The sequence below is a fragment of the Streptomyces xantholiticus genome, from assembly GCF_014651015.1.
Classification (GTDB): Bacteria; Actinomycetota; Actinomycetes; order Streptomycetales; family Streptomycetaceae; genus Streptomyces; species Streptomyces xantholiticus.
This window is the reverse complement of sequence record NZ_BMWB01000002.1, coordinates 26606-52890: the sequence shown is the minus strand read 5'-3', so window position 1 is coordinate 52890 and position 26285 is coordinate 26606. Positions and strand designations below refer to the sequence as shown.

Sequence of the window (26285 nt, the reverse complement as noted above, 5' to 3'; positions counted from 1 at the left end):
AAATTACATCACGTCACATGCCGTCCCTTTTGTGGAGACTTGTTCCCGATGCTGTTTACTGAGGCCGCTGGGAAGGCGAACCTCGTCCCACACTGGAGGTCCCGGTGACGACACGTGGCGTTCTGTACGTTCACTCCGCACCGCGCGCGCTGTGCCCGCATGTCGAATGGGCGGTCGCGGGCGTACTCGGCGTCCGGGTCCAGTTGGACTGGATCCGGCAGCCCGCATCGCCCGGCACCTGGAGAGCCGAGTTCTCCTGGAAGGGCGAGGCGGGCACGGCGTCCAAGCTGGCGTCCGCGCTGCGCGGTTGGCATCTCCTGCGCTTCGAAGTGACGGCGGAGCCGTCCGCCGCGGCCGAGGGCGAGCGCTACAGCGCCACGCCGGACCTCGGCATCTTCCACGCGGTGACCGGCATCCACGGCGACATCCTCGTCCCCGAGGACCGCCTGCGGGCGGCGCTGGCGCGGTCCACGCAGGGCGAGACGGACCTGGAGGCCGAGATCGCGAAGCTGCTGGGGAAGCCGTGGGACGACGAACTGGAGCCGTTCCGGTACGCGGGGGAGGGAGCGCCGGTGCGGTGGCTCCACCAGGTCGTCTGACCCCGGACCCGGGCCCGCCCCGGGGCACGTCGGCGTTGCCGGCCTGGGCTGGGCGTCTCCGCGTTCGGCAGTGGGCGCGTGCGCTGCGGGCGCCGCTGTGGAGGCGGGTGGGCCGCTGCGCGGGGCTCTTCCCCTACGCGCCCCCCTACGCCTGACGGAGTGAGTGGTCCCCCCCATCCCGAAACCGGGCTCTGCCCGGCCCCGTACCGCGCTTCGCGCGCTGTCCTCACACTCCTCCCACGGCCTGGTGGCCGTGGGACGTTCCCCCGAACGGGCTGACTTTGTCAGCCCGTTCGGCGTTCGAAGCCGGGGGGTACCGGGGGCGGAACCTCCCGGCAAACGCGCGAGGCCCGCGCCCCCGGGGGGACGCGGGCCTCGCCCGATGAATCAGACCGTGCGGAACGCCAGCACCACGTTGTGGCCGCCGAAGCCGAACGAGTTGTTGATCGCCGCGATCGTGCCCTCCGGCAGCGCCCGCGGCTCGCCGCGGACCACGTCCGCGTCGACCGTCTCGTCGAGGTCGTCGACGTTGATCGTCGGCGGGGCCGTGCGGTTGTGCAGAGCCAGCACCGTCGCCACCGTCTCGATGCCGCCGGCGCCGCCCAGCAGGTGACCCGTCATCGACTTGGTCGCGGAGACCGCGACATGGTCCAGGTCGTCGCCGAGGACGGCCCGCAGCGCCTTGATCTCCGCGACGTCACCCTGCGGGGTGGACGTCGCATGTGCGTTGAGGTGGACGACCTCGGACGGCTTGAGGTCCGTGGTCTCCAGCAGGTTCCGCAGCGCCGCCGCGATACCGCGGCCGGTGGGCTCCGGCTGCGCGATGTGGTGGCTGTCCGCGGACAGGCCCTGGCCCAGCACCTCGCAGTAGACCTTCGCGCCGCGCGCGGCCGCGTGCTCGGCGGACTCGAGGACCACGACGCCCGCGCCCTCGCCGAGGACGAAGCCGTCACGAGCGGTGTCGTAGGGGCGCGAGGCCTTCTCGGGCTCGTCGTTGTTCTTGGACATCGCCATCATGTTGGCGAACGCCGCGATCGGCAGCGGGTGGATCGCCGCCTCCGTGCCGCCGGCGACGACCACGTCGGCACGGCCGGTGCGGATCATCTCGACGGCGTAACCGATCGCTTCGGCACCGGACGCGCACGCGGACACCGGGGTGTGCACGCCCGCCTGGGCGTTCACCTCGAGGCCGACGTTGGCGGAGGGGCCGTTCGGCATCAGCATGGGAACGGTGTGCGGGGAGACGCGGCGTACGCCCTTCTCCTTGAGCACGTCGTACTGGTCGAGCAGGGTCGTCACGCCGCCGATGCCGGAGGCGATGACGGTGCCCAGCCGGGCGGGGGCAACGGCCTCGTCCTCGCCGGCGGGTGCGGTGTAGCCGGCGTCGGCCCACGCCTCGCGGGCCGCGATCACGGCGAACTGCGCGGAGCGGTCGAGCTTGCGGGCCAGCGGGCGCGGCAGCACCTCGCCCGGGTCGACCGCGGCGGGCGCCGCGATCCTCACCGGAAGGTCGGCGAAGCGCTCGCCCTCGAGCAGCTTCACACCGGAACGCCCGGCGATGAGACCTTCCCAGGTCGATGCGCTGTCGCCACCCAACGGTGTGGTTGCGCCGATACCGGTGACGACCACGGTGCGATTGGTCGAGTTCACAGGAATTCTTTCTCCACGACTAGAGGGTGCTGAATTTTCACGGCGCCACCGGAGGGTGGCGACAAACGCGGCTGAAGACTCAGGCCTGGTGCTTGAGGATGTAGTCCGCGGCGTCGCCGACGGTCTTCAGGTTCTTGACGTCCTCGTCCGGGATCTTGACGTCGAAGCGCTCTTCGGCGGCGACGACGACCTCGACCATGGACAGCGAGTCGACGTCCAGGTCGTCGGTGAAGGACTTGTCCAGCTGGACGTCCTCGGTCGGGATACCGGCGATCTCGTTGACGATCTCGGCGAGACCTTCGACGATCTCTTCCTGCGTGGCGGCCATGGTGGCGCTCCTTCGGTGGTTATTCAGAGGGTGTGGCAGTAGCCGTCCGGAAGATCCGTACGGTGCCTAGGGGAGGGTAACGACCGTTGCGGCGTAGACGAGACCCGCCCCGAAGCCGATGACGAGCGCGGTGTCGCCGCTCTTCGCCTGTCCGGTCGCCAGGAGCCGCTCCATCGCGAGCGGGATCGAGGCGGCCGAGGTGTTGCCGGTGGTCTCCACGTCGCGGGCGACCGTGACGTGCTCCGGCAGCTTCAGCGTCTTCACCATCGAGTCGATGATCCGCATGTTGGCCTGGTGCGGGATGAAGACGTCCAGGTCGGCCGCGCTGATTCCGGCGGCGTCGAGCGCCTGCTGGGCGACCTTCGCCATCTCGAAGACGGCCCAGCGGAACACCGCCTGGCCCTCCTGCGTGATGGCGGGGAACTTGACCTCGCCGCGCTCGTTGAGCGGCAGCTTGGAGACATCGCCGAGGTGGAAGTCGTTCCACGGCACGGTCTGCTTGATCGTCTCGGACTTGTCGCCCTCCGAACCCCAGACCGTGGGACCGATGTGCGGTTCCGCGGAGGGGCCGACGACGACGGCGCCGGCGCCGTCACCGAACAGGAAGGCCGTCGCGCGGTCCTCCAGGTCGGTCAGGTCGCTCAGCCGCTCGACGCCGATGACGAGCACGTACTCGGCGGAACCCTCGACGATCATGCCCTTGGCCAGGGTCAGCCCGTAGCCGAAGCCCGCGCAGCCGGCGGAGATGTCGAACGCGGCCGGCTTGCCCGCGCCGACCTTGTCGGCGATCTCGGTGGCCACGGCCGGGGTCTGCTTGAAGTGCGACACCGTGGAGACGATGACGGCACCGATCTGCTCTGCCGCGATCCCGGCGTCGGCGAGCGCCTTGCCCGACGCCTCGACCGACATCGCGGTCACGGTCTCCTCCGGGGAGGCCCAGTGGCGCGTGGTGATACCGGAGCGGGAGCGGATCCACTCGTCGGACGAGTCGATCTTCTCGAGGATCACCTCGTTGGGCACGACCCGGACGGGGCGATAGCCGCCGACACCCATGATCCGTGCGTACGGGGCGCCCTTGCTGGGCTTGATCTTCGACATGCGCTACGGCTCCTTCAGGCAGTGTGCTCGGCGAGCAGCGTGCGGGCCGCGTCGAGGTCGTCGGGCGTCTTCAGCGCCAGCGTCTGCACGCCCGGCAGCGCGCGCTTGGCCAGGCCGATGAGAGTGCCGCCGGGGCAGACCTCGACCAAGGCGGTGACGCCCTGCTCCTTGAAGGTCTCCATGCACAGGTCCCAGCGGACCGGATTGGCGACCTGACCCACCAGACGGGCGATGACGTCGGCGCCGTCGGCGACGATCCGCCCGTCCTTGTTCGAGACGTAAGGGACGGCCGGGTCCGAGGCCTCGAGGGCCTTCACGGCCTCCTCGAGTTGTGCGACGGCGGGCGCCATGTGGTGCGTGTGGAACGCGCCGGCCACCTTCAGCGGCAGCACACGACGGACGCCTTCCGGCTTGTCCTCCGCGAGTGCGGCGAGTTGTTCGGCGGTGCCGGCGGCGACGATCTGGCCCGCGCCGTTCACGTTCGCCGGAGTGAGGCCCAGCTTCTCGAGGTGGGCGACGACCGTGTCGGCCTCGCCGCCGAGAATGGCGGACATGCCGGTCTCGGTGATCGCGGCGGCCTCGGCCATCGCCAGACCCCGCGCCCGTACGAGCTTCAGCGCGGCGATGTCGTCCACGACACCGGCGAAGGCGGCGGCCGTGATCTCTCCGACGCTGTGACCGGCGACGGCGCCCGGAGCCACCTCACCGAGCGCCGACGCGGACAGCAGTCCGGCGGCGACGAGGAGGGGCTGCGCGACGGCGGTGTCGCGGATCTCGTCCGCGTCGGCCTTGGTGCCGTAGTGGGCAAGGTCGAGCCCGATGGCGTCCGACCAGGCCGCGATGCGGTCGGCCGCGCCGGGGAGATCGAGCCAGGGAGTCAGGAAGCCTGGCGTCTGAGCGCCTTGGCCAGGAGCGACGAGTACGAGCACCCTCACACTCTCTCTTGCGGACGGCTCCGCCCGCCCGTGAGGACAGGGACGAAGAACCGTCAGGGGAATTGTCGGTGTTCCACAAAAGTCTAGGGCTGGGCATCCCCGTCGGCCAGACGCCCGAGGATGAGTGCGATTCGCAGCGTGAAGGCGGAGCGTACATCGGAAGGGGACCATCCGGTGACGTCTGTCACACGTCGGAGCCGGTAGCGCACGGTGTTGGGGTGAACGAAGAGCATGCGCGCCGCGCCTTCGAGACTGCTGGCCTGCTCCAGATAGACACTCAGAGTTTCCAGAAGAGCCGAACCCGCCTCCTCCAGTGGTCTGTAGATCTCCTCCACCAACTGCTCGCGTGCCGCAGGGTCGGAGGCGATCGCACGCTCCGGCAGCAGATCGTCCGCCAGAACCGGACGCGGCGCGTCCTGCCAAGCCGAACACGCCTTGAGCCCCGCCGCGGCAGCCTGCGCGGACCGGGTCGCGGCCAGAAGATCGGGCACGATCGGCCCGGCGACGACCGGCCCCGCCGCGTACGGACCGATGAGGGCCTTGGCGACATGGAGCGGATTGTCGCTGCCGCCGGCGATGACGACGAGCCGGTCGCCGAGTACCCCGGTGAGCACCTGCAGCTTGGCGTGCCGGGCGGCGCGGCGGATCGCCTCGACGGTCAGCTCGCTGTCGCCGTCCGGCGCTGTGCCGAGGATCACGCAGACGTGCTCCGGCGAGTTCCAGCCGAGCGCCGCCGCCCGGGACACCGCGCCCTCGTCGGCCTCGCCGGACAGCACCGCGTTCACGACGAGCGACTCCAGGCGGGCGTCCCAGGCGCCGCGGGCCTCCGCGGCCTGCGCGTACACCTGGGCGGTGGCGAACGCGATCTCCCGTGCGTAGACGAGCAGCGCCTCACGCAGCACGGACTCGTCGCCGGGCGCGGCGACCTCCTCGATCGCCGCCTCCATGACCTCGATCGTGGTGCGCACCATCTCGACGGTCTGGCGCAGGGTGATCGCCCGGGTCAGCTCGCGCGGCGCGGTGCCGAAGACATCGGTCGAGATCGCCTGCGGGGTCTCCGGGTGACGGAACCATTCGGTGAACGCGGCGATACCGGCCTGGGCGACCAGCCCGATCCACGACCGGTTCTCCGGTGGCATCGCCCGGTACCAGGGCAGTGACTCGTCCATGCGGGCGATGGCGTTCGCCGCGAGCCGGCCGGAGGACTGCTCGAGGCGGCGCAGGGTCGCGGAGTGCGGGTGGGAGGAGTTCGCTGCAGGTTGGGGCACTGGACAAGAGTGCCTTATCAGGACGGGCGGCCCGTGTCCCGGGGTTCCTGTTCACCGCGCCGACATGTGCCGGCTCCCGGTTACCGTGGGGCCGTGACAACCGTTCGGCGCGCCGGTGAGCGCTACAGCGGCGGCGACCTCGCGGCCGGTATCGAGTCCTTGCACGCCTTCTCCTTCGGTCGGCACTACGACCCGGACAATCTGCGCTTCGGTGCGCTCCTCGCCTGCAACGAGGAGCGGCTCGCACCCGGTGCCGGCTTCGACGAGCACCCGCACAGCCACACCGAGATCGTCACCTGGGTCGTCGAGGGCGAGCTCACCCACCGCGACTCGGCGGGCCATGCCACCGTCGTACGCCCCGGCGACGTCCAGCGCCTCAGCTCGGCGGGCGGCGTGCGGCACGTGGAACGCAACGACGCCGATGTCCCGCTGGTCTTCGTCCAGATGTGGCTCGCACCGCTGGAGCCGGGCGGCGAGCCGTCGTACGAGATCGTCCGCGGCATCGCCGACGCCACCCCGTACGCCCTCCCGGAGGCGGGCGCGATGCTCCACGTGCGGCGGCCGGCGGAGGGGGAACGGACGGCGGTGCCGGACGGGGCCTTCGTATACGTGCACGTGGTGCGCGGTCGGATTCGCCTCGGCGAGGTCGAGTTGGGGCCGGGGGACGCGGCACGGATCACGGACGCGGAGGGTCTGGAGATGGCCGCCGTGGACACGGCCGAGGTACTGCTGTGGGAGATGGCCGCCCGCTGAGCGCCGGGCCGGTGCGGCCGTACGGCCGTGGACCCGCCCGGCCCGGCCCGGCGCCCGGCCGTGTCTCAGGTGCGCGGGTGGACGTGCAGGTCCGCCCTGCTGATGCCCGGGCGTCCCGCGTCCGGCAGCAGCCGCATGTCGCGGCCGTAGTCCCCGCCGGGTCAGAGTCCGGTACGGGATCGGCTCGTCGGTGAACAGCCTGTCGAGGCGCCGCCCGTACTCCTTCTCCACTGCCGCGTATCGCTTTCTTGGCAGGCTGTTGGCGTCGTACACCGCGAACGGTTCCAGCGCTGCGATGCCGGTGAACCAGAACACGCCGTGCTGCACGGGGTGGAGCAGGTCCGACAGCCGGCCGTGGGCGCCACGCTCGGACAGTGACGGCTCCGACGCGCCGATCGTCACCGACACCAGCGCCCGCCGCCCGGCCAGGGCGCCCTCGCTGTAGGGCGGGGCAGGTCCGGGCCGTGGGCGAAGCCGAAGGTGAACACCCGGTCGAACCAGCCCTTCAGAATCGCGGGCACCGAGAACCACCACAGCGGGAACTGGAGGATCACGGCGTCCGCCCGGAAGCAGCTTCTCCTGCTCGGCCGCGATGTCCGCGTGAACCGTCCGGACAGCGTGGCCTGTTCATGGGCGGCCAGCACCTCCAGCCGCCGGTCGGCGGGGTGGTCGGGGAAGTCGTCGGCGTCCAGGGTCGCCTTCCACTTCATCGCGTACAGGTCGGACACCTGCACCTCTTCCCCGGCGTATGTGACCGCTCGAATCCTCGTGGTGCGAGTAGGCGGCTTCCAGCCGAATTGTGACGGAGAAATGTCGTTGTGGGCACTGCTCCTTCTCGTACTCCACACATCCAATCCACGCTGTGGGCACGGCATTTGCGGTCTCTGCGCCGTGATCAATCGTGCAAGCGGTTTTCCGTTTGGGTGGCCCCGGCTCCGAAGTCGGCCCTTGCCGCGCCCCGTTGACCTGTGTCTATGGTGAACGCGCGCTCATGAGCAGGTCTTGACCACCCTGCCGTGACCAGCGCACGTCATTCGGCGGCCGGGGGAACGGTGCCGCCATGGGGGAGGGACGGTTCGTCATGCCGCGATACGGGCTCATTGTGAACGCCGCTTCGGTGGCTGCTGCCCGCTGCCCCTGTTCCCGCGCCGGATCAGAGGGCTGATCCGCGCGCTTCGCCACCGCCTCTTGGGGCGGTTCCCCTGCCTGCCCTCGCCCGTTGACAAAGGATGATCCTTTGCGTCTCAGACCGGGGTTCTTCAACCCCAGATCGCGCATGTCCGCGACGTTCACCTCGGCCGTCACGTCGGTCGTGGCCTTCGCTGTCCTCGGTGGCCTGGCTGTCCAACCCGGTCCGCTCGGCGGGGACACCGAACCGCGCACGGTCCCGGCCGGCGACTCGTACGACGGCTATGACGCCAAGGCGGCCGAACGGCTGCGTGAGGACCAGTGCCTGGCCGGCGAAGCCCTGCGCACGGGCGGCCCGAGCATGTTCGCCCTTGCGCAGGAGGCCATCGCGCTGCCGCCCGATCAGCTTCACGAGAAGCTCGAACGGGACATCTTCAGCGACAAGACTCCGCTGCATCAGGCCTACAGAGCGGACAGCGACAGCAAGGACCAGTGGGTCGACAAGGTCCAGAAGCAGGGGTACGCGTGGTCGAGTGCCACAAGCGGCCTGGAGTCCTACCCCGGCGAACCACGCGACGCGAACAAGATCTACGACCGGATCGGGCTGTTGCCGTGGCTGTGGCAGTCGTACTCCAGTCCGGAGGAGGGGGTTCTCAACCCGTTCTGGGACCCGTCGCCCACCGCTGACGACAAGACGAAGGCCGCCGCGCTCGCGCTCGGCGACCCGCTGTACACCACTGGTGGGACGCCGCAGGAGCAGGAGGCGTGGGCACTGTGGAAGAAGAACTCCGGGAAGGTCGAACCCAACGAGTTCTTCGTTCCGAGAGTGTTCGCCGATGACGCCCGTATCTTCCTCGCCTCCGGCGGCTTCCCCCGCACAACCCCGGCCCCGGGCACGCCGGAGTTCCGTATCGCGGTTGAGGACCTGAAGACCCGCTTCGCGTCCTGTGCGTGGCACGACCCGATCGACCCGAACCGCGTTCTCGGCAAAGAGGTGGCGCAGGCGTCCTCCGAGTGGCAGCAGGAGATCGCCTCGCAGGCCACCCAGCGGCAGCAGATCCTCGGCGCCAGTGCCACCGCCACGAAGGCGTTGCAGGACGGCACGTACACCCTGGGGCAGATCGTCGGCCAGTCGTGGCTCGCGGACTACTACACCCGCTGGCAGGACTACTGGGCCGCCGGCGGTGTGGGCTGGATCGGTGACAGCCATGTGACGATCGAGGTACCGGGCGCGAAGGGCAGCTGCCTCGATGTGGCAGGCGGTGGCAAGACCAACGGCACGCCGGTCCAGATCTACACCTGCAACGGCGGCGCGGCGCAGCAGTGGACGCTCGAGGGCAGTGAGGACGACCTCCACCTGCGCAACGTCGGCTCGCAGAAGTGCCTGGATGTGGCGGAGAACGCGTCGGCGAACGGCACGAAGATTCAGATCTCGGACTGCTACAAGTCCAAGGGCCAGTCGTGGAAGGGTGACGTCCGTGCCACCTCGCCTCTGAAGAGCGTGTCCACGGGCAAGTGCCTGGATATGCCCGCGTTCACGAAGAGTACGGACGCGCGGCTGTGGGACTGCAAGGACGCCGGTGCGCAGAAGTTCCTGATCAAGCCGTCCGGCCACAAGGGCACGGACAGCCTGTCGTACCCGGAGAAGGCACAGTTCGACCGGGCGAAGAAGAGCATCACCGACACCCAGGCGGCGGCGAAGAAGCACCTGGCCGCGCTCAAGACCCAGCTGGAGAGCGCCAAGAAGTCGGCTGTCGCTTCGGACGCCGCCGAGCAGGCCGCGTACGGGATCGCGGATGCCGCTGGTGCGCCCCGGGGTCGTGGTCTTCTCGTCGGTCAGCAGAAGGCGCAGGTCACCAAGGGTGCCGTGGCCGCGCTGACCGCGATGGTGAAGGCCGGTGAGACCGCCGAGGCCGCCACCCGTGCCGCCGCCGGTGACAGCAAGACCATCGCGCAGCGTGCGCTGGCCCAGGCCGCGCAGGTCAATGCGGAGTTCCGCAAAGAGGCCGCGCACAAGGCCGAGTTGCAGGCGAAGGCGGCAGCGGACGCGGCCAAGCTGCACCGGGACAACGCCAAGAAGGACAAGGAGACCGCAGAGGCGAAGCTCGCCGAGACCGTGAAGGCGGAGGCGGACGCGAAGGCGGCCGCTGCCGAGGCGCACGCCAAGCGGCTCGCGGCCGAGGCCGAGGAGAAGACGGCCAAGGCGGAGAAGGACACCGCCGCGGCCAAGCAGGCCGAGGCCGACCAGCACAAGCAGACCGCGCAGGCCGAGGCGGCGAACGCCAAGGACGCCAAGGAGAAGGCCGAAGCGGCCGAGGCGACCGCGGTCGCGCGGAAGAACGACGCGGTCAAGGCCCGTGACAAGGCCCGCGATCTGAACACCGACGCCTGGGACGCCGCGCAGAAGGCCGACGCGGCTCGCGCCAAGGCGGACGCGAAGGAGGCGTTCGCCGAGGCTCACGAGTCCGACAGCAACGCCAAGGAGTCCAGGGCGGCAGCGGACGCGGCGAACGCGCATGCGAACGACGCCGAAGCGGCAGCCGGCCGTGCCCGCACCGCCGCGAATGCCGCGACCGAGGCGGCGGCCGAGGCAGATGCCGCGGCGACCCGTGCCGAGGCGGCGGCCAAGCGGTCCCGTGCTCACGCGGACGCCGCCCACGCCGCCAAGCTGAAGGCCGACGCCGCCGTCGCGACCGCGACCAGCGCCGCCGCTGATGCGATCAAGGCCTCCCAGCAGGCCTCCGCCGAGGCCAAGACCGCAGTCAAGCTGGCGGAGGAGGCGGAGAAGCTGGCCAAGACCGCCAAGTCCCACGCGGACGAGGCGAGCAAGGAGGTCGTCAAGGCTCTGGCCGCGTCGGCGAAGGCCGCGGGTTTCGCTCACGTCACCGCGCAGGCGGCGGCCGACGCGGGCGCCGCCGCCGCGCAGGTCGCCAAGCCGGCGAATGACGCGATCCAGCTCGGCTCGCCGTATGTCACCACCGACTCGGCCGCGAGCCTGGTCGTGCTGACGGGGCAGGCGTCGAAGTCGATCGCCGAACAGCAGAAGGCCGTCGCCGACGCCCACGCCAAGAACGCACAGGCCGAAGCCGCCGCGGCGAAGAACCTCGCCGACCAGGCATCGGGCGACGCGAAGATCGCCTACCAGCACGCGGCCAACGCCGCCGGCCACGCGGCAACCGCCCGCACCTACTCCAAGGAGGCCCTGGGCTATGCGGCCGACGCCGCCGCAGCCGCCGCCAAGGCATCGGCGTCACTGGCCCGCACGATCGAGTACGACCGCCAGGCAACCGCGGCCGCCGCGGCCGCCGACCAGGCAGCCGGCCGCGCCGAGGGTTATGCCAAGGACGCCCGGGACTCCGCCGACCAGGCCGCCCTCGATGCCCAGGCCGCACGCGACGCCGCAACCGCGGCCGAGCAGTCCGCCAAGGAGGCACGCGCAGCAGCCGGCCGCGCCGCCACCGCCGCCACCGAGGCCGAACAGGCCGCCAAGGACGCACTGAAGTACGCGAAGGAGGCGCAGAAGGCGGCGGAGGAAGCGGCACGCAACGCCGCGAACAAGCAGGTCTCCACCGGTGCGGGCACCGGAGTCGGCGGCACGTGGTACGTCGTCGACGAGGACACCATCGAGATCACCGACGCCAAGCAGCAGAACGACTGCGTCATCGAGATCGGCTTCGAGGGCTGCACCGTCACGTTCCTCGTCACATTCAACGCGACGGTCGACTTCTTCCTCTGCACCAATCCCGACGTGCCGGCCAGCGCCAACGGCTGCCCGCAGGACGACATCCTGCTTCTGGAGAGCAAGCCCCTGAAGGGCTTGAAGAAGGAGGTCACCGAGCACTTCACGAAGCTGGAGCTCATCCAGCAGACCCTGACCTACAAAATCATCAAGGCAGTCCTGGTCCAGGACTTCGTCGACTGCTGGCACGGCAGCGCCAGCGGCTGCGCCTGGGCCGCGAGCAACTTCATCCCGGGCAAGGCCTTCGCGAAGGTCGCCGAGGCGATCCACGCCCTGGACGCCGCGATGAAGACCGGGGTCGGCGTCGCTGACGCCTGGAAGGCGCTGAAAGCCCTCGACTTGGCTCCCGGCACCATCGCGGGGCTCCAGAAAACGGTCAACCTCTATGAGGACCTGCTGACGTCCTGTAGGCGCAACAGCTTCCCTGGCAGCACCCAAGTGCTCATGGCGGACGGCAGCCGCAAGGCGATCAGCGACATGCGCCTGGGCGACTGGGTGCTGGCCGAGGACCCCGAGAGCGGCACGAAGCGTCCGCAGATGGTCACGGCAACGTACGCACATGACACGAACCGGCTGATTGCCATCACCTTCGCCGACGGAAGCACCCTGTCCAGCACTGCGGGGCACCGGGTCTTCGTCGTCGACCGTGGCTGGAAGCTCGTGTCGGAGCTGCGCAAGGGCGACGGGCTGCGCTCGTCCGACGGATCGGTCCACCCCGTCCGCGTTCTGCGAGACCTCGCGCAGCTCACCACGCGTTCGGTTTACGACCTCACCGTCAGCGGACTGCACACGTTCTATGTGCGCTCCGAGGGGCCGCGGGCCAAGGATCTTCTGGTCCACAACTGCGGGGACCTCGGGGACGAGCTGCTCTTCCCGGACAGCCAGGCCCACACGCTGAGCAAGCACGTCGACCCGGATCGGGCAGAGGCGGAGCGGCTCGCCAGGATCAACCGGGACAAGGGTCTTCCCCCGGTCAACAGTGTGTGGACCAGTCGGGACGTCGCCCAGGAGGCTGTCGACGCCGTCCTCCAGCACTACTTCTTCCCGAACGGCCAGCGGAGGGAAGCCAGCTTCAAAGCACTGGACAACTTCCTCCAGAAGAAGGGCCAGTGGAGGAACAAATCGGAGTTCCCGATCGAAGGTAGATTCGACCAGCACTCTTCACTCGGCACGGTGTATCACGCGGACGGTAGAACACCTACCGCCGCGGGGCAGACTGTCAAGATCGTTCTCAAGAGGCTGCCGGGGAAGAGGGGGCACAAGGGCTACATCGTCTATTCGGCCTATCCGGTCTGACGAGACAACGTCCCGAATGATCACTGCACGAAGGGCATGAGAGTGCTCCATCAACCGTGAAAGCGGGCGGGCCCGAGCCGAGTACAGCTGTGCGGGAGCGGGCCCGCCCCCGATGAGTGAAGCGAGGAACCGGTCATGGCAAGGCAGCGTGAGGAGTACTGCGTTCTCTACGAAGGGGACTTCGGACTGAGTGCCCTCATCGGGAAGTTGTGTTCCTCCGCAGGATCCCTCGCCGGACTTCCCGATTACACGCAGGCACTGGCCTTGGCTGCGGAAGTGGCAGCAGAGTGCGACGGTGAGGGCGCCGTGGAACTCGGCGTGGACGTCCGCTGCCTGCTGGACTCCGCCGTGCCCGGTGACGTCATGCGCACGGCGTGGCTGGCGGCCTCGTGCGGGCGCTTCGATCCGGCCGCGCACGGCATGGACATGAGCGATTGGCTGCAAAGACTCGCGGATCTCTACCCTGGTCGACCCCGGAAGCGCTCGGCCGACCTGCGCGATGCCATCGTCCAGGAGGTGCGCACTGTGGCCGCCACCCTGTCCGGACCGGTCGCGACGGCACTCGAGTCGATCATCAGCGAATGTGACGAAGACCTGGGGCTCCGGCTCTTCCTGCGCGTCGTGAAGAACCATGGCTTGCCGGTCGGCAAGGACCAGTACGACCGCCTCATGGCGCTCGGGACCACGCTCCGGTATCCGGGTCCGCTCGTTTACGAGGGCATCAACGTCCAGTGGCCGCCGATCGACACGACCCGGCGCGACGCCACAGGAGATTTCGGGTTCTCCGGGCTCACGTCGTGGTTCGCCGGAAACTGGCACGATCACACAGCACGGGAGACCGTCCAGATGGCCGCCGCCAACGACGACACCGCCGAGACCCCCGGCTCAGCGGCGGCAATGCTGTTGGAAGACACCCTCCGCCTGCTCGAATCCCCGCTGTCCGCCGAGACGATCAGCACGCTGTGGCTGGCCGCATCGGAGCGAGGCTTCAGTATTGACAGGTTCAGCATCGACGCCAGGCACTGGCTCGGGCAGATCGTGGACGTGTGCACTGAACGTCTGAGGACGGTCGATCCTGCGTACAGGCACGTGACGCCGCCCATCAGGTCGGATCTTACGGACGTGGTTCTGCGTGAAGTACGGGAAGCGAGGCCGCTGCTGGAGGACAGAACCGTCAGCCCGCACTGGCAGGGAATCGCCGGGCCAACCGCGGCCCAGGCGATTGAGGAGGTCATCGGCCAGGTTGACCCCGACCTCGGATTCAGGCTCTTCCTGCGGCTGCTGACGGTGCTGTCCGTACCGCTGACCGCAGAGCAGTACAGCCGGTACCACGCACTTGGCGAGCAGTTCGGCTACGGCGAGTTTCACGTCGGAGAGCTGGAGGTCCTGGTGCGCCACGACTGAGGACGACCACGACGACGATCTCGCGGACCGCGCGCTCGGCGTGTTGGCTCGGGTGGTGCCGGACCGCGCGGCTCCGCTGCTCGCCCGCGACCTCGGACGCCGGCCTTGGGGCCCGGACGCCGCCGGTATCCGGGCGCCGGAAGACGTGCCGTTCCCGCTCCCCCCGAACTGCTGACCGCGGTAGGGGCCAGGCCTGCGGAGGACGGCCTCTCAGGGGACGAGCCCATCCGGCTGATGCGCCTGCTGCGGCAGTGGGGCGGACGGGCCGCCCCCGCGTTGCCCGTGCTGTACGAACTGCTGACCCGTTTCCCGCTGCCGGCCGCCCCGGCCATCGCCGGGATCGCCGCCGAATGCCCGCCCGGCGAGCGCCGGCGCGGCGTCGCGTCAGGCGCGGTGACCGCTCGCGACTCAGGACGCGGTCTGATTCTCACAGTGCTCCGCGGGGAGCAGGCGGTCGGTCAGGAAGGCGAGAATCTCGTCCCTGGCCCGCACCGTGGGATGCCCGTTCTCGTCGACGAAGTGGGCGGTGACCACACTGTGCGGCGTTTCGACCATGTCGCGGAAGAACGGTGGCGGCGCGGTGTTCGCGGCACTGCCCGGAAGGACGCGCCCGTCGAAGGCGTCGCCGAGGAGCGCCCGGTAGGCGGCGAAGCGCTGACCGGTGCACCAGCGGTCGTTGTCGAAGCGGTAGGCGAGAACCTTCAGGCCGTCCCGTGTGACGCGGTCCCGGACGGCGCGCGCGTCCTCGTCGCCGATCTCCAGTCCGGCGGGATCGTCCAGCGGCAGCGAAGGGTGGCCCAGGACCGGTGCGACGACGGCCGGCTCGAGCGCCATGGTGAGGGCGAAGTTGCCGGTGAAGCACAGGCCGATCGCACCGACTCCCGGGCCGCCGCATTCGGCGTGGGCCCGGCGTGCGAGCTCGCGCAGCCACGCCGTGACGGGGCTGGTGCCACCCCCGGCGAACGCGCGGAACTCGGCGCTGACGCAGGCACGGCGGGCGACCTTCTCGCCCTGCGCGACGGTGGGGTACGCGCCGTCGGGCCCGAAGAGCGAGGGGACGTGGACGGTGAAGCCCGCGTCCCGCACCCAGCGGGCCAGCCGCAGGACGTCGGGGCTGATGCCGGGCATCTCCGGCATCAGCACGACGGCGGGGCCCGAACCCGCCACGTACACCGTCTTCACCACCCCGCCCACGTCCACGAGCCGGTGGGAGAAGTCCTCGATCGGATCGTCGAGGTGGCCGTCGTGTCCATCGGCAGTAGTCATGGCGACAGCGTGGCCCGATGCGTCCGCGCCGGACGATGGGCCGGATCGCCATGTGTGCGGGTAATCTCGCCAGACTTGGCGGGGGAGGTGGGCGGGTGTGAGCGCGCTGCGGGTCGGTGTCCTGGCGTATCCGGGCTGCTTCGCGTCCGAAGTGTTCGGTGTGCCGGACCTGTTGACGATGGCCACGCACGTCGCCGGGCCGGACGGCGCCGGATACGAGGTGTCGGTGCTCTCGCCGCGTCGCCGAGTGGCCGCATCGGGCGGTGCGGCGCTGCCCGTCTCTCCGCTGCGCGAGGTCGACGTCCTCGTCGTGCCGGGGTTCGAGTTCGTGCCGGGGCACCTCGACCTGGACACCAGACTCGCCGTCCTGGCCCCCGAGGTCGCCGCGATCCGCGCGCACGCGGCCGAGGGCCGCGCCGTCGTCTCTGTCTGTGTCGGGGCCTTCCTGCTCGGCCAGTCCGGCCTACTGGCCGGGCGCCGCGCCACGACGGCATGGCTGTTCGCGGACGAACTGGCCCGCCGCTGCCCCGACACCGACGTCCGGCCCGAACATCTGGTCCTCACCGACCGGGGTGTGACGACGACCGCGGCCTTCAGCGCCATGTACGACTTCGCGCTGCAACTGATCCGCCGGCACAGCGGCGTCCGCGTGGCGCGGACCACCGCGCGGGTGGCGCTCGTCGACGACGCGCGGTCGTCCCAGACGCCGTACGTCGACGCGCGGCTACTGCCGCAGCCCGGACATGAGTTCTCCCGCAGGGTCATGCGGCACCTCGACCAGCACCTTGCCGCGCCGTACGACCTCGCCGCGCTGTCGTACGCGTTCGACGTCAGCTCGCGCACACTGCTGCGGCGTTTCGCGGCCGAGACCGGTCTCAGCCCCCTCGGACACCTGCAGTCGTCGCGCGTCCGGCGCGCCCGCCACCTCCTGGAGACCACGGACCGAACCGTCGCCGCCATCGCTGCGACGGTTGGATACCGGGACCCCGGAACCTTCGCCGCCCTCTTCGCCCGGCACACCGGACAGCGGCCGAGCGCCTACCGGGCCGCGTTCCGGCGCGATGCGCCGTGAGGCCCGGGGAGTTACCGCAGCCCGTCCACGAACGCCCGCCAGGCGTTTGCGCCGACGGTGATGACCGGGCCGTCGGCGTTCTTGCTGTCCCGGACGGGGACGGTGGCGGCGGGGCAGCCGTCGGCCACCTCGACGCACTCGCCGCCGGTGCTGCCGCTGTAGCTGGACTTACGCCACTGCACCTTGCTCGGGCCGGTCTCCATAGCGTTCCTCCATCACGCGGGCGATCAGCGCCGCCGAGTCCTCGACGGAGAGGGCGGCGGCCTGAAGGTGAGCGTAACGGCGTGAGGCTTCCTTGATGGTCTCGGGGTTGGCCGTCATGTGGCCGGAGATCAGGTCCTCCGTGTAGATGATGTCCGGATCGGCGTCGAAGCGCATGGTGGTGAACGATCCATCGAGGCTGGTGTGTTCACCAGCGACGTACGGCAGGACCTGGACACGCATCCAGCGGTGGTCCGTGAACTCCAACAAGCGGGCGAGTTGCCTCCGCATCACCCCACGGCCGCCGATCGGCCGGTGCAGAACCGCCTCGTCGAGAATCGCCCACGCCAGCGGCGGCTGCTCACGCTCCAGGATGCGTTGGCGTTCCATCCGGGCGGCGAGCAAGCCCTCCAGGTCGTCCGGCATACCGGTGGCCAGAACCGCCCGCGCGTACTCCTCCGTCTGCAGCAGCCCGTACACCAACTGCGCCTGGTACGTGGAGATGTACGCCGCCTTCGCCTCCATCTCCGCGTACGGCTGGAACCAGTTCGGCAGTTGGCTGCGCAGGACCAGGCCCACGAGGCGCGAGAACACTCCGTCCGTGCCGAGCGCCGCGTCGACCCGTTCGGAGAAGTCGCGGGTGGGGACCTTCTTCGTGGTCTCGATCTGGCCGATCAGAGAGCCCGTGCAGAAGATGATGTCCCCGAGCCGGCCCTGTTTGAGGCCGTGGGCCTCGCGTTGACGGCGGAGCTCCCAGCCGTAGTAGTCGAGCGGGGAAGCGCTGGGATCGAGTGACTGGACGTTGGCCACGGCGGGCACCTCCGGCCTGCAACGCCTCGCGGCGTTCGGTTCGTTACGTAGCCGAGCGTAGTCATGTCATCGCAGGCTGGTGACATGAATCACGTAACTGACCAGCAGCCCGGCTACCGCGCCGACTTCGTCGTCGGCGAGCACTCGGCCCGGCATCTGCGCCGGATCCTGCGCGCCTACCTCACGAGCTGGGGGGTGCCGGAGGTGGCCTGTGCCGCCGAGCTGGCGCTGACCGAGCTGGTCGCCAACGTCGTGCGGCACGTCCCCGGCCGTCGCTGCTGCACGCTCGTCGAGCTCCGGCCCGGTGGCGTGCGGGTCGAGGTGTCGGACGGCTGGCTGCGGCTGCCGCGCCTGTCCGCGCAGGATGAACTGGCGGACGGCGGGCGCGGCCTGCTGCTGGTCGACGCGGTCACCGACAGGTGGGGCGTGGAACCGGACCCCGGCGGGCACGGCAAGACGGTCTGGTTCGAATGCGCGGCCGAGGCGGGGGACAGCACGTGAAGCGGTCAGCGCAGCGCGCTGCGCGTCTGCCAGCCCGCCCACGGAACGTTCCACGCACCGAAGCCGTTGCCCGGTGCCACGAGGCCCTTGGTGTCCTTGCCCTTGATCTCGAACGGGTCGCCGGGGCGGACCTGGGCGTAGAACCAGGCGGCGTTCGCGTCGCTCATGCCGATGCAGCCGGAGCTCTTGTTGGCCTTGCCGAACCACTTGTCGTTCCACGGCGCGGCGTGCGCGTACATCCCCGACCAGGTCAGCCGCATTGAGTGGTCGACCATCTTGTCGTACGCGTCGCCGAGGCCTACGGTCTCGGAGTTCATGTTGATCGTGCCCTCCTTGGCCATCAGCACGGCCGTGCCGCGCCAGGAGCGCTTGTCGCCACCGGGAGTGCCGCCGGAGACCGGGATCGTACGGACCGCCTGCCCGTCGCGTTCCAGGGTCAGCTGCTTGCGGTCGAGGTCGACCTTGACGACCTGGCTCGCGCCGATGGTGAACGTGGTCGAGTAGTCGCGGACGAACCAACCGCCGTCGCCGGAGTCCGTGCCGTTCAGCTCGGCTGCGAGGGTGACCTTCGTGCCGGGCTTGAAGTACTCCTTGGGGCGCCAGTCGACCCGGTCACGGCCGGAGTAGTCCTCGACCCAGCCCCATGAGCCCTCCGTGCGCTCGGAGGTCGTGAGCTTCAACTGCTTCTCGACGGCGGCCTTGTCGGTGACCGGGTTGTCGAAGACGAGGGATATCGGCTGGGCGATGCCGACGGTGGTGTTCGCTCCGGGCCGCCAGTCGACCTTGTTGACCTTGTCGGCCGCCGCGGTGGTGAACACGGACTTCGTGGTGCTCTTCGTGCCGGCCTTCGTGGTCGTCAGGACGGTGACCACGTACGAGCTGCCGGGAGCCGCCTTGCGTTCCGAGGTCCAGCTCGAGCCGTCCGCGGCCGGCTTGCCGCTCAGGGTGCCGCCCTTGGCGTCGGTGACGGTGACCGAGGTGAGCGTGCCGCCCTCAGCCCTCACCTTGACCGGCTCACCGGCCCTGACGTCCTTGCCCTTCGGCGTCACCGTCACGGTCGCCGGGCGGTCCTCGGCCGCCGATCCGCCGCCCTTGGCGTCTGTGGCCGGTGTGCCGGCTCCGGACGAACAGGCGGCGAGCGGCGCGAGCAGCACCGCGAACGCCGCGATCCGCACACGTATGTGGCCCAACGGATTTCCCCCGTCACGAGTAGTGGTGGTGCCCGCGACTGTAGAGCCCGGGAAAGCGCAGGTGAGCCGCGCTGCGGCCATATGACGGCGACTGGAGACGAACGGTCGTCGTCCGGTCACATTGGCCGCGCGGAGCGGTCACGGACGGCTGTGAGCATCCTCGGCATCGCCTTGCAAGACCCGGCGTTCCCCACAGAGAGGCTCACACCGTGTCAGCGCTGCTCGTGACGGCCGACCGCGGCCAGGAAACACCGCTGGGGCCCATCACGGCCGCCGCTTACCGCCAGTTCCTGACGTCCCGCGAAGGGGCGGCACTGGGCGCCGGGTTCCTGCAGTGTCCGTCCTGGGCGCAGGTCAAGCAGGGCTGGCGCGCCCAGCTCGTCGGCTGGGGGCCGGACCCGGAGTCCGGGAGGCTGACCGGTGTGGCGCTGGTGCTGCTGCGCCAACTGCCCGGAACCCGCAAGTACTTCGCGTACCTGCCCGAGGGGCCGGTCGCCGACTGGGCCGACCCGGACATCGACGGCTGGCTCGCCCCGCTGCTGCGGCATCTGCGCGCGGCGGGCGCGTTCGCCGTACGGATCGGCCCCTCGCCCGCGTACCGCCGTTGGAGCGCGGCCCACCTCAAGTCGGCGACCGGGTCGGGGCGGCGACTGGCCGACGTCCTCGCCAGTGAGGTGGACCCGCTCGGCACCGCCGTCGCCGAACGGCTGCGGGCGCGCGGCTGGCAGCGGTGCGGCGGCGAGGAGGACGGAGACGCGCAGCCGCGGCACGTCTTCCGGATACCGCTCACCGGCCGCACCCCGGAGGACCTGTGGTCCGGGCTCAACCAGGAGTGGCGGCGCAACGTCCGGCGCGCGAGGAAGTCAGGGGTGGAGGTCGTGGTCGGCAGCGCGGCGGAGCTCCCCGAGTTCTACCGGCTGCTGCGGATCACGGAGGAGCGGGACGGCTTCCGGCTCGGCCGGTCGCTGGAGTACTACGAGCGCCAGTACGCGGCCCTCAACGCGGAGGAAGCGGGCCGGATGAAGCTGTACCTCGCACGCCACCAGGGCGAGATACTCGCCGCGCACACCATGGTCCGCGTGGGCCGCCGGGTCTGGTACCAGACGGGTGCCTCCGCCGACCACCGCCGCGAGGTCCGCCCCTCGAACCTGCTGCAGTGGCGCATGCTGCTCGACGCCCAGGCACTCGGCGCCGACGTCTACGACATGCGCGGGGTACCCTCCACCCTCGACCCCGAGGACCGCCCCTACGGGCTGCTGCGCTGGAAGCTCGGCACCGGGGGAGAGGTCGTCGAGACCCTGGGGGAATGGGAGAGACCGTTGGACGGCACGGCCAACCACGCGCTGTACCGCGCGTTCCAGACGTACCTGGCGCGCCGGTGACGGCGTCGGGCACCACGACGGTCACGTCCGGCGAAGCGGCGCCGTCCCGGGCGCCGTCCGTGCTGCGGAGCGGGGCCGTCATGGCCGCCGGGTCCGTCGTGTCGCGGGCGACCGGGTTCGTGCGGTCCGCCGTCGTCGCCGCGGCGATCGGCGTCGGGGCGGTCGCCGACGGGTACGCCGTCGGCAATTCCGTACCCACCATCGTCTACATGCTCCTGATCGGCGGCGCGCTCAACGCCGTCTTCGTGCCGGAGCTCGTCAAGGCCGCCAAGGAGCAGGAGGACGGCGGCGCCGCGTACACCGACCGGCTGTTCACCGCCTGCGTCCTCGCCCTGCTGGTGCTCACCGCCGGCGCGGTGTGGGCGGCGCCGGCGATCATCGACGCGTACACCGACTACCCGCCCGGGCAGACTGCCATGACGGTCGCGTTCGCCCGCTACTGCCTGCCGCAGATCTTCTTCCTCGGTCTGTTCACCCTGCTCGGCCAAGTGCTGAACGCCCGCGGGCGGTTCGGCGCGATGATGTGGACGCCGGTCCTCAACAATGTCGTCGTCATCGCCGTCTTCGGCCTCTACCTCGTCACCGGTGACGGCGGTTCGCTCTCCTCCGCCGAGACCGCGCTGCTCGGCTGGGGCACCACCGCGGGCATCGCCGTCCAGGCCCTCGCCCTGCTGCCCTCCCTCCGCTCGGCCCGCTTCCGTTTCCGGCCCCGCTTCGACTGGCGCGGCAGCGGGCTCACCCGGCCGCTGCGAAAGGCCGGGTGGCTGGTACTGCTGGTGCTCACCAACCAGGCGGCGTACTGGGTGACGACCCGGCTCGCCACGGCGGCGGGCCTGCACGCGCAGGCGGTGGGCGTGGACGGCGGCGCCGGGTTCAGCGCGTACAACAACGCCTATCTGCTGTGGGCCGTGCCGCACGGCATCATCACCGTGTCGCTCATGACCGCGCTGCTGCCCAGGATGAGCGCGGCGGCCGCCGACGGCGACACCGCCGGGATACGGCGCGACGTGTCCTACGCGCTGCGCAACAGCGCGGCGGCCGTCGTCCCGGCGGCATGTGCGCTGTTCGCCCTTGCGCAGCCGGTGATGGTGCTCGTCTTCCAGTACGGCGAGACGGACGCGGACGACGTCGCCGCCATGGCGGCGACGCTGATGGCGTTCGCGCCCGGACTGATCGCCTTCAGCGGGCAGTACGTCCTCTCCCGCACGTTCTACGCGCTGTCCGACACGCGCACCCCGTTCCTCCTCAACCTGGTGATCGCGGGTCTCAACGCGGCCCTGTCCGTGACGGCGTACGAGCTGCTGCCGGCACGCTGGGCGGTGACCGGAATCGCCGGCGCCTACTCGCTGGCGCTGTGGGCGGGTTGGGCCGTCACGGCGCTCGTCCTCCACCACCGACTCGCGGCGCGGGACGCCCCGGGCGGCGAGGGCGCGCCCCGGCGCGCTTCCGGTCCGTCGGCGGGGGCGCCGGCCGACGGCTTCCGGACGTCTTTGGACGTGCCGGGCCTCCGGCCCGACGGCCAGGACGCTCCGGTCGCCCTCCGCCGACCGCCGACGGGGCCGCTCCCGGGGGCTTCCGACGGCGTCGGTGCCTCGCGCGGCGCCCTGCCGAGCTCGCACGGTACGGCGGGGCCCGGCGGGTCGGTCGACCCCCGCGCCGGTGACGGCGCGGCGGCGGGCCCCAGCATGCCCGGGCCCGCCGCCACTTCGGGCGGGACCGCCGCGCCGGGCGCGACCCGGCGGCGCCTCGCGCCTGCGCGTACCCCGTGGCGTTCCGCCACCCTCGCCGCGCAGGCGCGGCTGCTGGTTGCCGCCGTCCCGACGACGCTGCTCGGGTACGTGGCAGCCCGCTGGGCAGCACCTGCCGGGGCCGTGTCGGCGGCCGGGGCGGGGGCGGCGGCGATCGCGGCCGGCTTCGTGCTGCTCGCCCGCCCGCTGCGGCTCGCCGAGGTCGACGCCCTCGTCAGGGGTGCCGCCGCACGGCTCCGCCGCCGCTCCTGAGCCCGACCACCAGCCGCCTTCGAACTTCAGGGATACTGCCCACATGCCTCGCGTGCTCCTCATCGAAGACGACCCCTCCGTTCGCGAGGGAGTCGAACTCGGACTGCGCCGCCGCGGACACGAGGTGCGGACCGCCTCCACCGGCGAGGCCGGGCTCGCCGCGCTGCGCGAGTTCCGGCCCGACCTGCTGCTGCTGGACCTGATGCTGCCCGGCATGAACGGCGTGCAGGTGTGCCGCAAGGTACGGGACGACAGCCAGTTGCCGATCATCATGCTCACCGCCCGCGGCGACGACTTCGACGTCGTCATCGGCCTCGAGGCGGGCGCCGACGACTACATCGTCAAGCCCGCCCGCACCGAGGTCATCGAGGCCCGCATCCGGGCCGTACTGCGCAGGATCGAGGAGCCCGGCAGCGGCCGGCCCGTCGTGGAGTTCCATGGCGAGCTCGCCGTCGACCGGGCCGGTCTGACCGTCGCCAAGAACGGCGAACGCCTCGCGCTCGCGCCCTCCGAGATGAAGCTGCTCCTGCACCTGACCTCCGCACCGGAGCAGGTCTTCAGCCGCCAGCAGCTGCTGGAGCACGTGTGGGAGCACAGCTACCACGGCGACGCCCGGCTCGTCGACGCGTGCGTACGGCGGCTGCGCAACAAGATCGAGGACACCCCGGGCAGCCCCCGTTACATACAGACGCTGCGCGGCTTCGGCTACCGCTTCGGGCCGCTGTGAGGCTCCGCAGGACAGCCGGCGAGCGACGCCGCCCCTTCGGCCTGCGTACCCGGCTCGTCCTCGCGTTCCTGCTGGTGGCCGCCGTCAGCGCCGGCACCACCGCCGCGCTCACCTTCCGCGAGGCGCGCAACGCCGTCCTCGGCACGGCACAGGACACCGCGGTCGCCTCGTTCCGTGAGCAGGTGCAGCAGCTCGGCATGGAACTGCCCCAGGACCCGACCGGACTGCAGGACGTGCTGCGCGACATCGCCCGCAAGGGCAAGCCGCACCCTTGGTACGTCTACGCCGAGTACGGCTCCATCCGCGCCTCCTCCGCGGCCGCCCCCACCTCGACCGTGATCACGCCCGAGCTGCGTCGCACGGCCCGGTCCAATCCGCACGGCAGCTTCGAACGGGTCGTCAAGGACGGGGTGCCGTACCTGACCATCGGCATGCCCGCCGTGTTCCGGGCCGGCGCGAACAGGGTCATGCCGACCGGGCTCGTCCTGTTCGCGGTGATGCGGATGTCCGAGGAACAGGCAGGCGTCGAGGCACTGGTCGTCGCGGCCAGGGACGGTGCCCTGCCCGGCCTCGCCATCGCCCTGGTGCCCGCGCTGGTCGCCGCACGCAGCGTGCTGCGGCCCGTCCGCGAACTGCGCAAGGCCGCCCTTTCCATGGGCAGCGGCCGGCTCGACACCCGTATCCAGGCAAGAGGCAGCGACGAACTCGCCGATCTGGCCCGTACGTTCAACGAGTCCGCCGGCCAGCTCGAGCGCTCCGTCGACGAACTCCAGCAGGCAGAGGCGCGCGCCCGCCGTTTCGCCTCCGACGTCTCGCACGAACTGCGCACGCCGCTCTCGGGCATGCTCGCCGTCACCGAGGTCCTCGACGAGGAGGCCGAGCGCCTCGACCCCGACACCGCCCGCGCCGTCCGGCTGATCAGTGCGGAGACCGGCAAGCTCGCGGTGCTGGTGGAGGACCTGATGGAGATCTCCCGTTTCGACGCCCGAGCCGCCGAACTCAACACCGACGAGGTCGACGCCGCGGAGACGATACGCAAGACCCTGGAGCACCGGCGGTGGACCGACCGGGTCAGGGCCGACCTGCCGGAGGGCATCCGCGCCCGCCTCGACCCGCGCCGCTTCGACGTCGTAGTCGCCAACCTGGTCGGCAACGCGCTGCGGCACGGCGGCGCGCCCGTCACCGTACGACTGCGCACCGCCGCGGGCGGGGACGGGACCGCCCTGCTGGTCACCGAGGTCGCCGACAGCGGGCCCGGTATCCCGCCGGAAGTGCTCCCGCACATCTTCGACCGCTTCTACAAGGCCGACGCGGCCCGTACCCGCTCCGCCGGCAGCGGTCTGGGGCTGGCGATCACCCTGGAGAACGTCCGCCTGCACGGCGGCACGGTCCGAGCCGCGAACGGCCCCGAGGGCCGCGGCGCGGTCTTCACCGTCGAGATGCCCCTGCGCGTGGGGGAGGCGGTGGCATGAGGCGGCGCTCCGCGGCGGTCCTCGCCGGCCTCGCCACGCTGCTGCTCGGCGGATGCGGAGTGCCGGAGACGGACGTCATCGAAGCGGGCGGTCCCGCCACCGTCCAGGTCTTCCCGGAGGCTTCGTCCGGTCTTGTGCTCTTCCTCCGCTCGCCGGACGGGGAGCTGATGCCCGTGATCCGCTTCCTGGAAGGCGAGTTGGAGGAGCCCGACTCGCCGGGTGCGGGGACGCCCACGACGGTCGCGGCGCTGTTCGCCGGCCCGCTCCCGAACGAGCGCAGGGCGGGACTCACGGACGGCCTGCCCGAGTTGCCCGGCCGGACCGCCGTCCGCGCCGTGCCGTACCGAGAGGGCGGCGTGGAGGTGACGCTGCCGATCGCGGTCGGCGACCTGGACGACCTCGCGGTGAGGCAGCTGGTGTGCACGATCGCGTTCACCGAGGACGACGAGGGCCTCACGCCGGTGCGTCTTCGGGGCACCGACACCGCCCTGGAGCCCGCCGTCTGCGACGAGGACATCGACCTCGGCCGCCTCCCCCGCCCGACCACCGCCCCGGCCGCGAGCAGCCCGTCCGGAAGTCAGGGCGGCCAGGGAGGCCGGCGGGGCTCGGCGGATCAGGCGGCTCAGGACGATCAGGCTCCGAGCGGCCCCTAGCCGCGCAGCTCCGCCAGCACCGCGTCCGTGAGCGGCGGCCATGCCTCGATCGCCCACGGGCCGAAGGCGCGGTCGGTCAGCGCCACGCACGCCGCGCGTGCGTCCGGGTCGATCCACAGGTAGGTGCCGGACTGGCCGAAGTGGCCGAAGGTGCGGGTTGAGGACGAAGTGCCCGTCCAGTGCGGGGACTTGGAGTCACGGATCTCGAAGCCGAGGCCCCAGTCGTTGGGCTTCTGGTTGCCGTAGCCCGGCAGTATCCCCGAAAGGCCCGGGTGCACGACCGACATGGCTTCAAGGACGGTACGCGGGTCCAGCAGCCGCGGCGCCTGCACCTCGGCCGCGAAGCGGACCAGGTCGGCGACCGTCGAGACGCCGTCCTTGGCGGGGGAGCCGTCGAGGGTGGTCGACGTCATGCCGAGCGGCTCCAGCACGGCCTGCTGGAGATACTCGGCGAACGGGATGTCGGTCACCTTGGCGATGTGGTCGCCGAGTACCTCGAAGCCCGCGTTCGAGTACAGCCGGCGGGTGCCGGGAGCGGCCATGGCGCGGTGCTCGTCGAAGGCCAGCCCGGAGGTGTGGGCGAGCAGGTGCCGGACCGTGGACCCGTCCGGGCCGGCCGGTTCGTCCAGCTCGATCGCCCCCTCCTCGTAGGCGACGAGCGCCGCGTAGGCCGCGAGCGGCTTGGTGACGGAGGCGAGCGGGAAGCGGTGGTCCGTCGGGCCGTACGAACCGGCGACCGTGCCGTCCGCTCGTACGACGGCGGCCGCCGCAGTCGGTACGGGCCAGTTCTCGATCATCGCCAGGCTCTGCATG

21 protein-coding genes and 2 pseudogenes are annotated in these 26285 nt (G+C 70.9%); 11 read left to right on the top strand and 12 right to left on the bottom strand.

Annotated features, from left to right (window positions below; all coding sequences use genetic code 11):
• Positions 1–104 precede the first annotated feature (104 nt).
• Entirely contained in the window at positions 105–599 is a 495-nt protein-coding gene (locus tag IE198_RS04560) for a DUF3145 domain-containing protein (RefSeq protein ID WP_189882930.1), read from the top strand.
• A gap of 387 nt (positions 600–986) precedes the next feature.
• On the opposite strand, the gene IE198_RS04555 is transcribed toward IE198_RS04560, so the two are convergent.
• The 5 genes from IE198_RS04555 to IE198_RS04535 all read right to left on the bottom strand — a co-directional run bounded on the left by IE198_RS04555 (position 987) and on the right by IE198_RS04535 (position 5878).
• Entirely contained in the window at positions 987–2249 is a 1263-nt protein-coding gene (locus IE198_RS04555; protein WP_189882928.1) for a beta-ketoacyl-[acyl-carrier-protein] synthase family protein, read from the bottom strand.
• A 79-nt stretch (positions 2250–2328) separates the two neighbouring features.
• Positions 2329–2577: an acyl carrier protein gene (locus IE198_RS04550; RefSeq protein ID WP_010987188.1), complete on the bottom strand. Its 249-nt coding sequence runs from the start codon at positions 2575–2577 to the stop codon at positions 2329–2331.
• A 66-nt stretch (positions 2578–2643) separates the two neighbouring features.
• Entirely contained in the window at positions 2644–3675 is a 1032-nt protein-coding gene (locus IE198_RS04545) for a ketoacyl-ACP synthase III (RefSeq protein ID WP_189882926.1), read from the bottom strand.
• Between the two features lie 14 nt (positions 3676–3689).
• Positions 3690–4604 carry an ACP S-malonyltransferase gene (locus tag IE198_RS04540; protein ID WP_189882924.1) on the bottom strand — a complete coding sequence of 305 codons (915 nt, stop codon included), beginning with the start codon at positions 4602–4604 and terminating at the stop codon, positions 3690–3692.
• An 89-nt stretch (positions 4605–4693) separates the two neighbouring features.
• A complete protein-coding gene (locus IE198_RS04535) occupies positions 4694–5878 on the bottom strand; it encodes a PucR family transcriptional regulator (RefSeq protein ID WP_100107014.1) in 1185 nt (394 codons plus the stop codon).
• A gap of 93 nt (positions 5879–5971) precedes the next feature.
• On the opposite strand from IE198_RS04535, the gene IE198_RS04530 reads away from it, so the two are divergent.
• Positions 5972–6631, top strand: a complete 660-nt coding sequence (locus tag IE198_RS04530; protein ID WP_189882922.1) for a pirin family protein — start codon at positions 5972–5974, stop codon at positions 6629–6631.
• 276 nt (positions 6632–6907) lie between these two features.
• On the opposite strand, the pseudogene IE198_RS36035 reads toward IE198_RS04530, so the two are convergent.
• Both IE198_RS36035 and IE198_RS36030 read right to left on the bottom strand, forming a co-directional pair.
• A pseudogene (locus IE198_RS36035) lies at positions 6908–7033 on the bottom strand (NAD(P)H-dependent oxidoreductase); the annotation flags it as partial.
• The gene (locus tag IE198_RS36030) at positions 7030–7506 is read right to left on the bottom strand and encodes an NAD(P)H-dependent oxidoreductase (RefSeq protein WP_268246458.1); all 477 of its coding nucleotides are present in this window, start codon (positions 7504–7506) and stop codon (positions 7030–7032) included. The gene IE198_RS36030 and the pseudogene IE198_RS36035, both read right to left, overlap by 4 nt.
• 401 nt (positions 7507–7907) lie before the next feature.
• On the opposite strand from IE198_RS36030, the gene IE198_RS04520 reads away from it, so the two are divergent.
• Positions 7908–12794 carry a ricin-type beta-trefoil lectin domain protein gene (locus IE198_RS04520; RefSeq protein WP_189883647.1) on the top strand — a complete coding sequence of 1629 codons (4887 nt, stop codon included), beginning with the start codon at positions 7908–7910 and terminating at the stop codon, positions 12792–12794.
• 306 nt (positions 12795–13100) lie between these two features.
• Positions 13101–14198 carry a hypothetical protein gene (locus tag IE198_RS04515; protein WP_229833741.1) on the top strand — a complete coding sequence of 366 codons (1098 nt, stop codon included), beginning with the start codon at positions 13101–13103 and terminating at the stop codon, positions 14196–14198.
• A 408-nt stretch (positions 14199–14606) separates the two neighbouring features.
• Here IE198_RS04515 and IE198_RS04510 read toward each other — a convergent pair whose 3' ends face one another.
• Entirely contained in the window at positions 14607–15464 is an 858-nt protein-coding gene (locus IE198_RS04510; RefSeq protein ID WP_189882918.1) for a dienelactone hydrolase family protein, read from the bottom strand.
• Positions 15465–15561: 97 nt separating this feature from the next.
• Here IE198_RS04510 and IE198_RS04505 point away from each other — a divergent pair, with 97 nt between their 5' ends.
• On the top strand, positions 15562–16536 hold the full coding sequence (locus IE198_RS04505) for a GlxA family transcriptional regulator (protein WP_189882916.1): 975 nt from the start codon (positions 15562–15564) through the stop codon (positions 16534–16536).
• A gap of 11 nt (positions 16537–16547) precedes the next feature.
• On the opposite strand, the gene IE198_RS04500 is transcribed toward IE198_RS04505, so the two are convergent.
• Both IE198_RS04500 and IE198_RS04495 read right to left on the bottom strand, forming a co-directional pair.
• Entirely contained in the window at positions 16548–16739 is a 192-nt protein-coding gene (locus IE198_RS04500) for a DUF397 domain-containing protein (RefSeq protein ID WP_189882914.1), read from the bottom strand.
• Entirely contained in the window at positions 16705–17547 is an 843-nt protein-coding gene (locus IE198_RS04495) for a helix-turn-helix domain-containing protein (protein ID WP_189882911.1), read from the bottom strand. Before IE198_RS04495 ends, IE198_RS04500 begins: the two co-directional genes overlap by 35 nt.
• An 84-nt stretch (positions 17548–17631) precedes the next feature.
• Between IE198_RS04495 and IE198_RS04490 the strand changes: the two genes are divergently transcribed.
• Positions 17632–18048 carry an ATP-binding protein gene (locus IE198_RS04490; protein WP_189882909.1) on the top strand — a complete coding sequence of 139 codons (417 nt, stop codon included), beginning with the start codon at positions 17632–17634 and terminating at the stop codon, positions 18046–18048.
• Between the two features lie 5 nt (positions 18049–18053).
• Here IE198_RS04490 and IE198_RS04485 read toward each other — a convergent pair whose 3' ends face one another.
• Complete coding sequence (locus IE198_RS04485) at positions 18054–19238, bottom strand: L,D-transpeptidase (RefSeq protein WP_229833740.1); 1185 nt, start codon at positions 19236–19238, stop codon at positions 18054–18056.
• Between the two features lie 209 nt (positions 19239–19447).
• Between IE198_RS04485 and IE198_RS04480 the strand changes: the two genes are divergently transcribed.
• The 5 genes and pseudogenes from IE198_RS04480 (at position 19448) to IE198_RS04460 (ending at position 25472) form a co-directional block, all read left to right on the top strand.
• The gene (locus tag IE198_RS04480) at positions 19448–20620 is read left to right on the top strand and encodes a lipid II:glycine glycyltransferase FemX (protein WP_373299767.1); all 1173 of its coding nucleotides are present in this window, start codon (positions 19448–19450) and stop codon (positions 20618–20620) included.
• 80 nt (positions 20621–20700) lie between these two features.
• Positions 20701–22062: pseudogene (gene murJ / locus IE198_RS04475) on the top strand (murein biosynthesis integral membrane protein MurJ); the annotation flags it as partial.
• A gap of 601 nt (positions 22063–22663) precedes the next feature.
• Positions 22664–23347, top strand: coding sequence for a response regulator (locus IE198_RS04470; protein ID WP_189882904.1), 684 nt, complete (start codon positions 22664–22666; stop codon positions 23345–23347).
• Positions 23344–24819, top strand: coding sequence for an ATP-binding protein (locus IE198_RS04465; RefSeq protein WP_229833739.1), 1476 nt, complete (start codon positions 23344–23346; stop codon positions 24817–24819). The genes IE198_RS04470 and IE198_RS04465 overlap by 4 nt, the downstream gene beginning before the upstream one ends.
• Positions 24816–25472 carry a hypothetical protein gene (locus IE198_RS04460; protein ID WP_189882899.1) on the top strand — a complete coding sequence of 219 codons (657 nt, stop codon included), beginning with the start codon at positions 24816–24818 and terminating at the stop codon, positions 25470–25472. Before IE198_RS04465 ends, IE198_RS04460 begins: the two co-directional genes overlap by 4 nt.
• Here the strand turns inward: IE198_RS04460 and IE198_RS04455 are convergent.
• Positions 25469–26284 (bottom strand): serine hydrolase domain-containing protein, encoded by an 816-nt coding sequence (locus tag IE198_RS04455; protein ID WP_189882898.1) that lies wholly within the window; start codon positions 26282–26284, stop codon positions 25469–25471. The two genes, IE198_RS04460 and IE198_RS04455, sit on opposite strands and share 4 nt — an antisense overlap.
• Position 26285 lies beyond the last annotated feature (1 nt).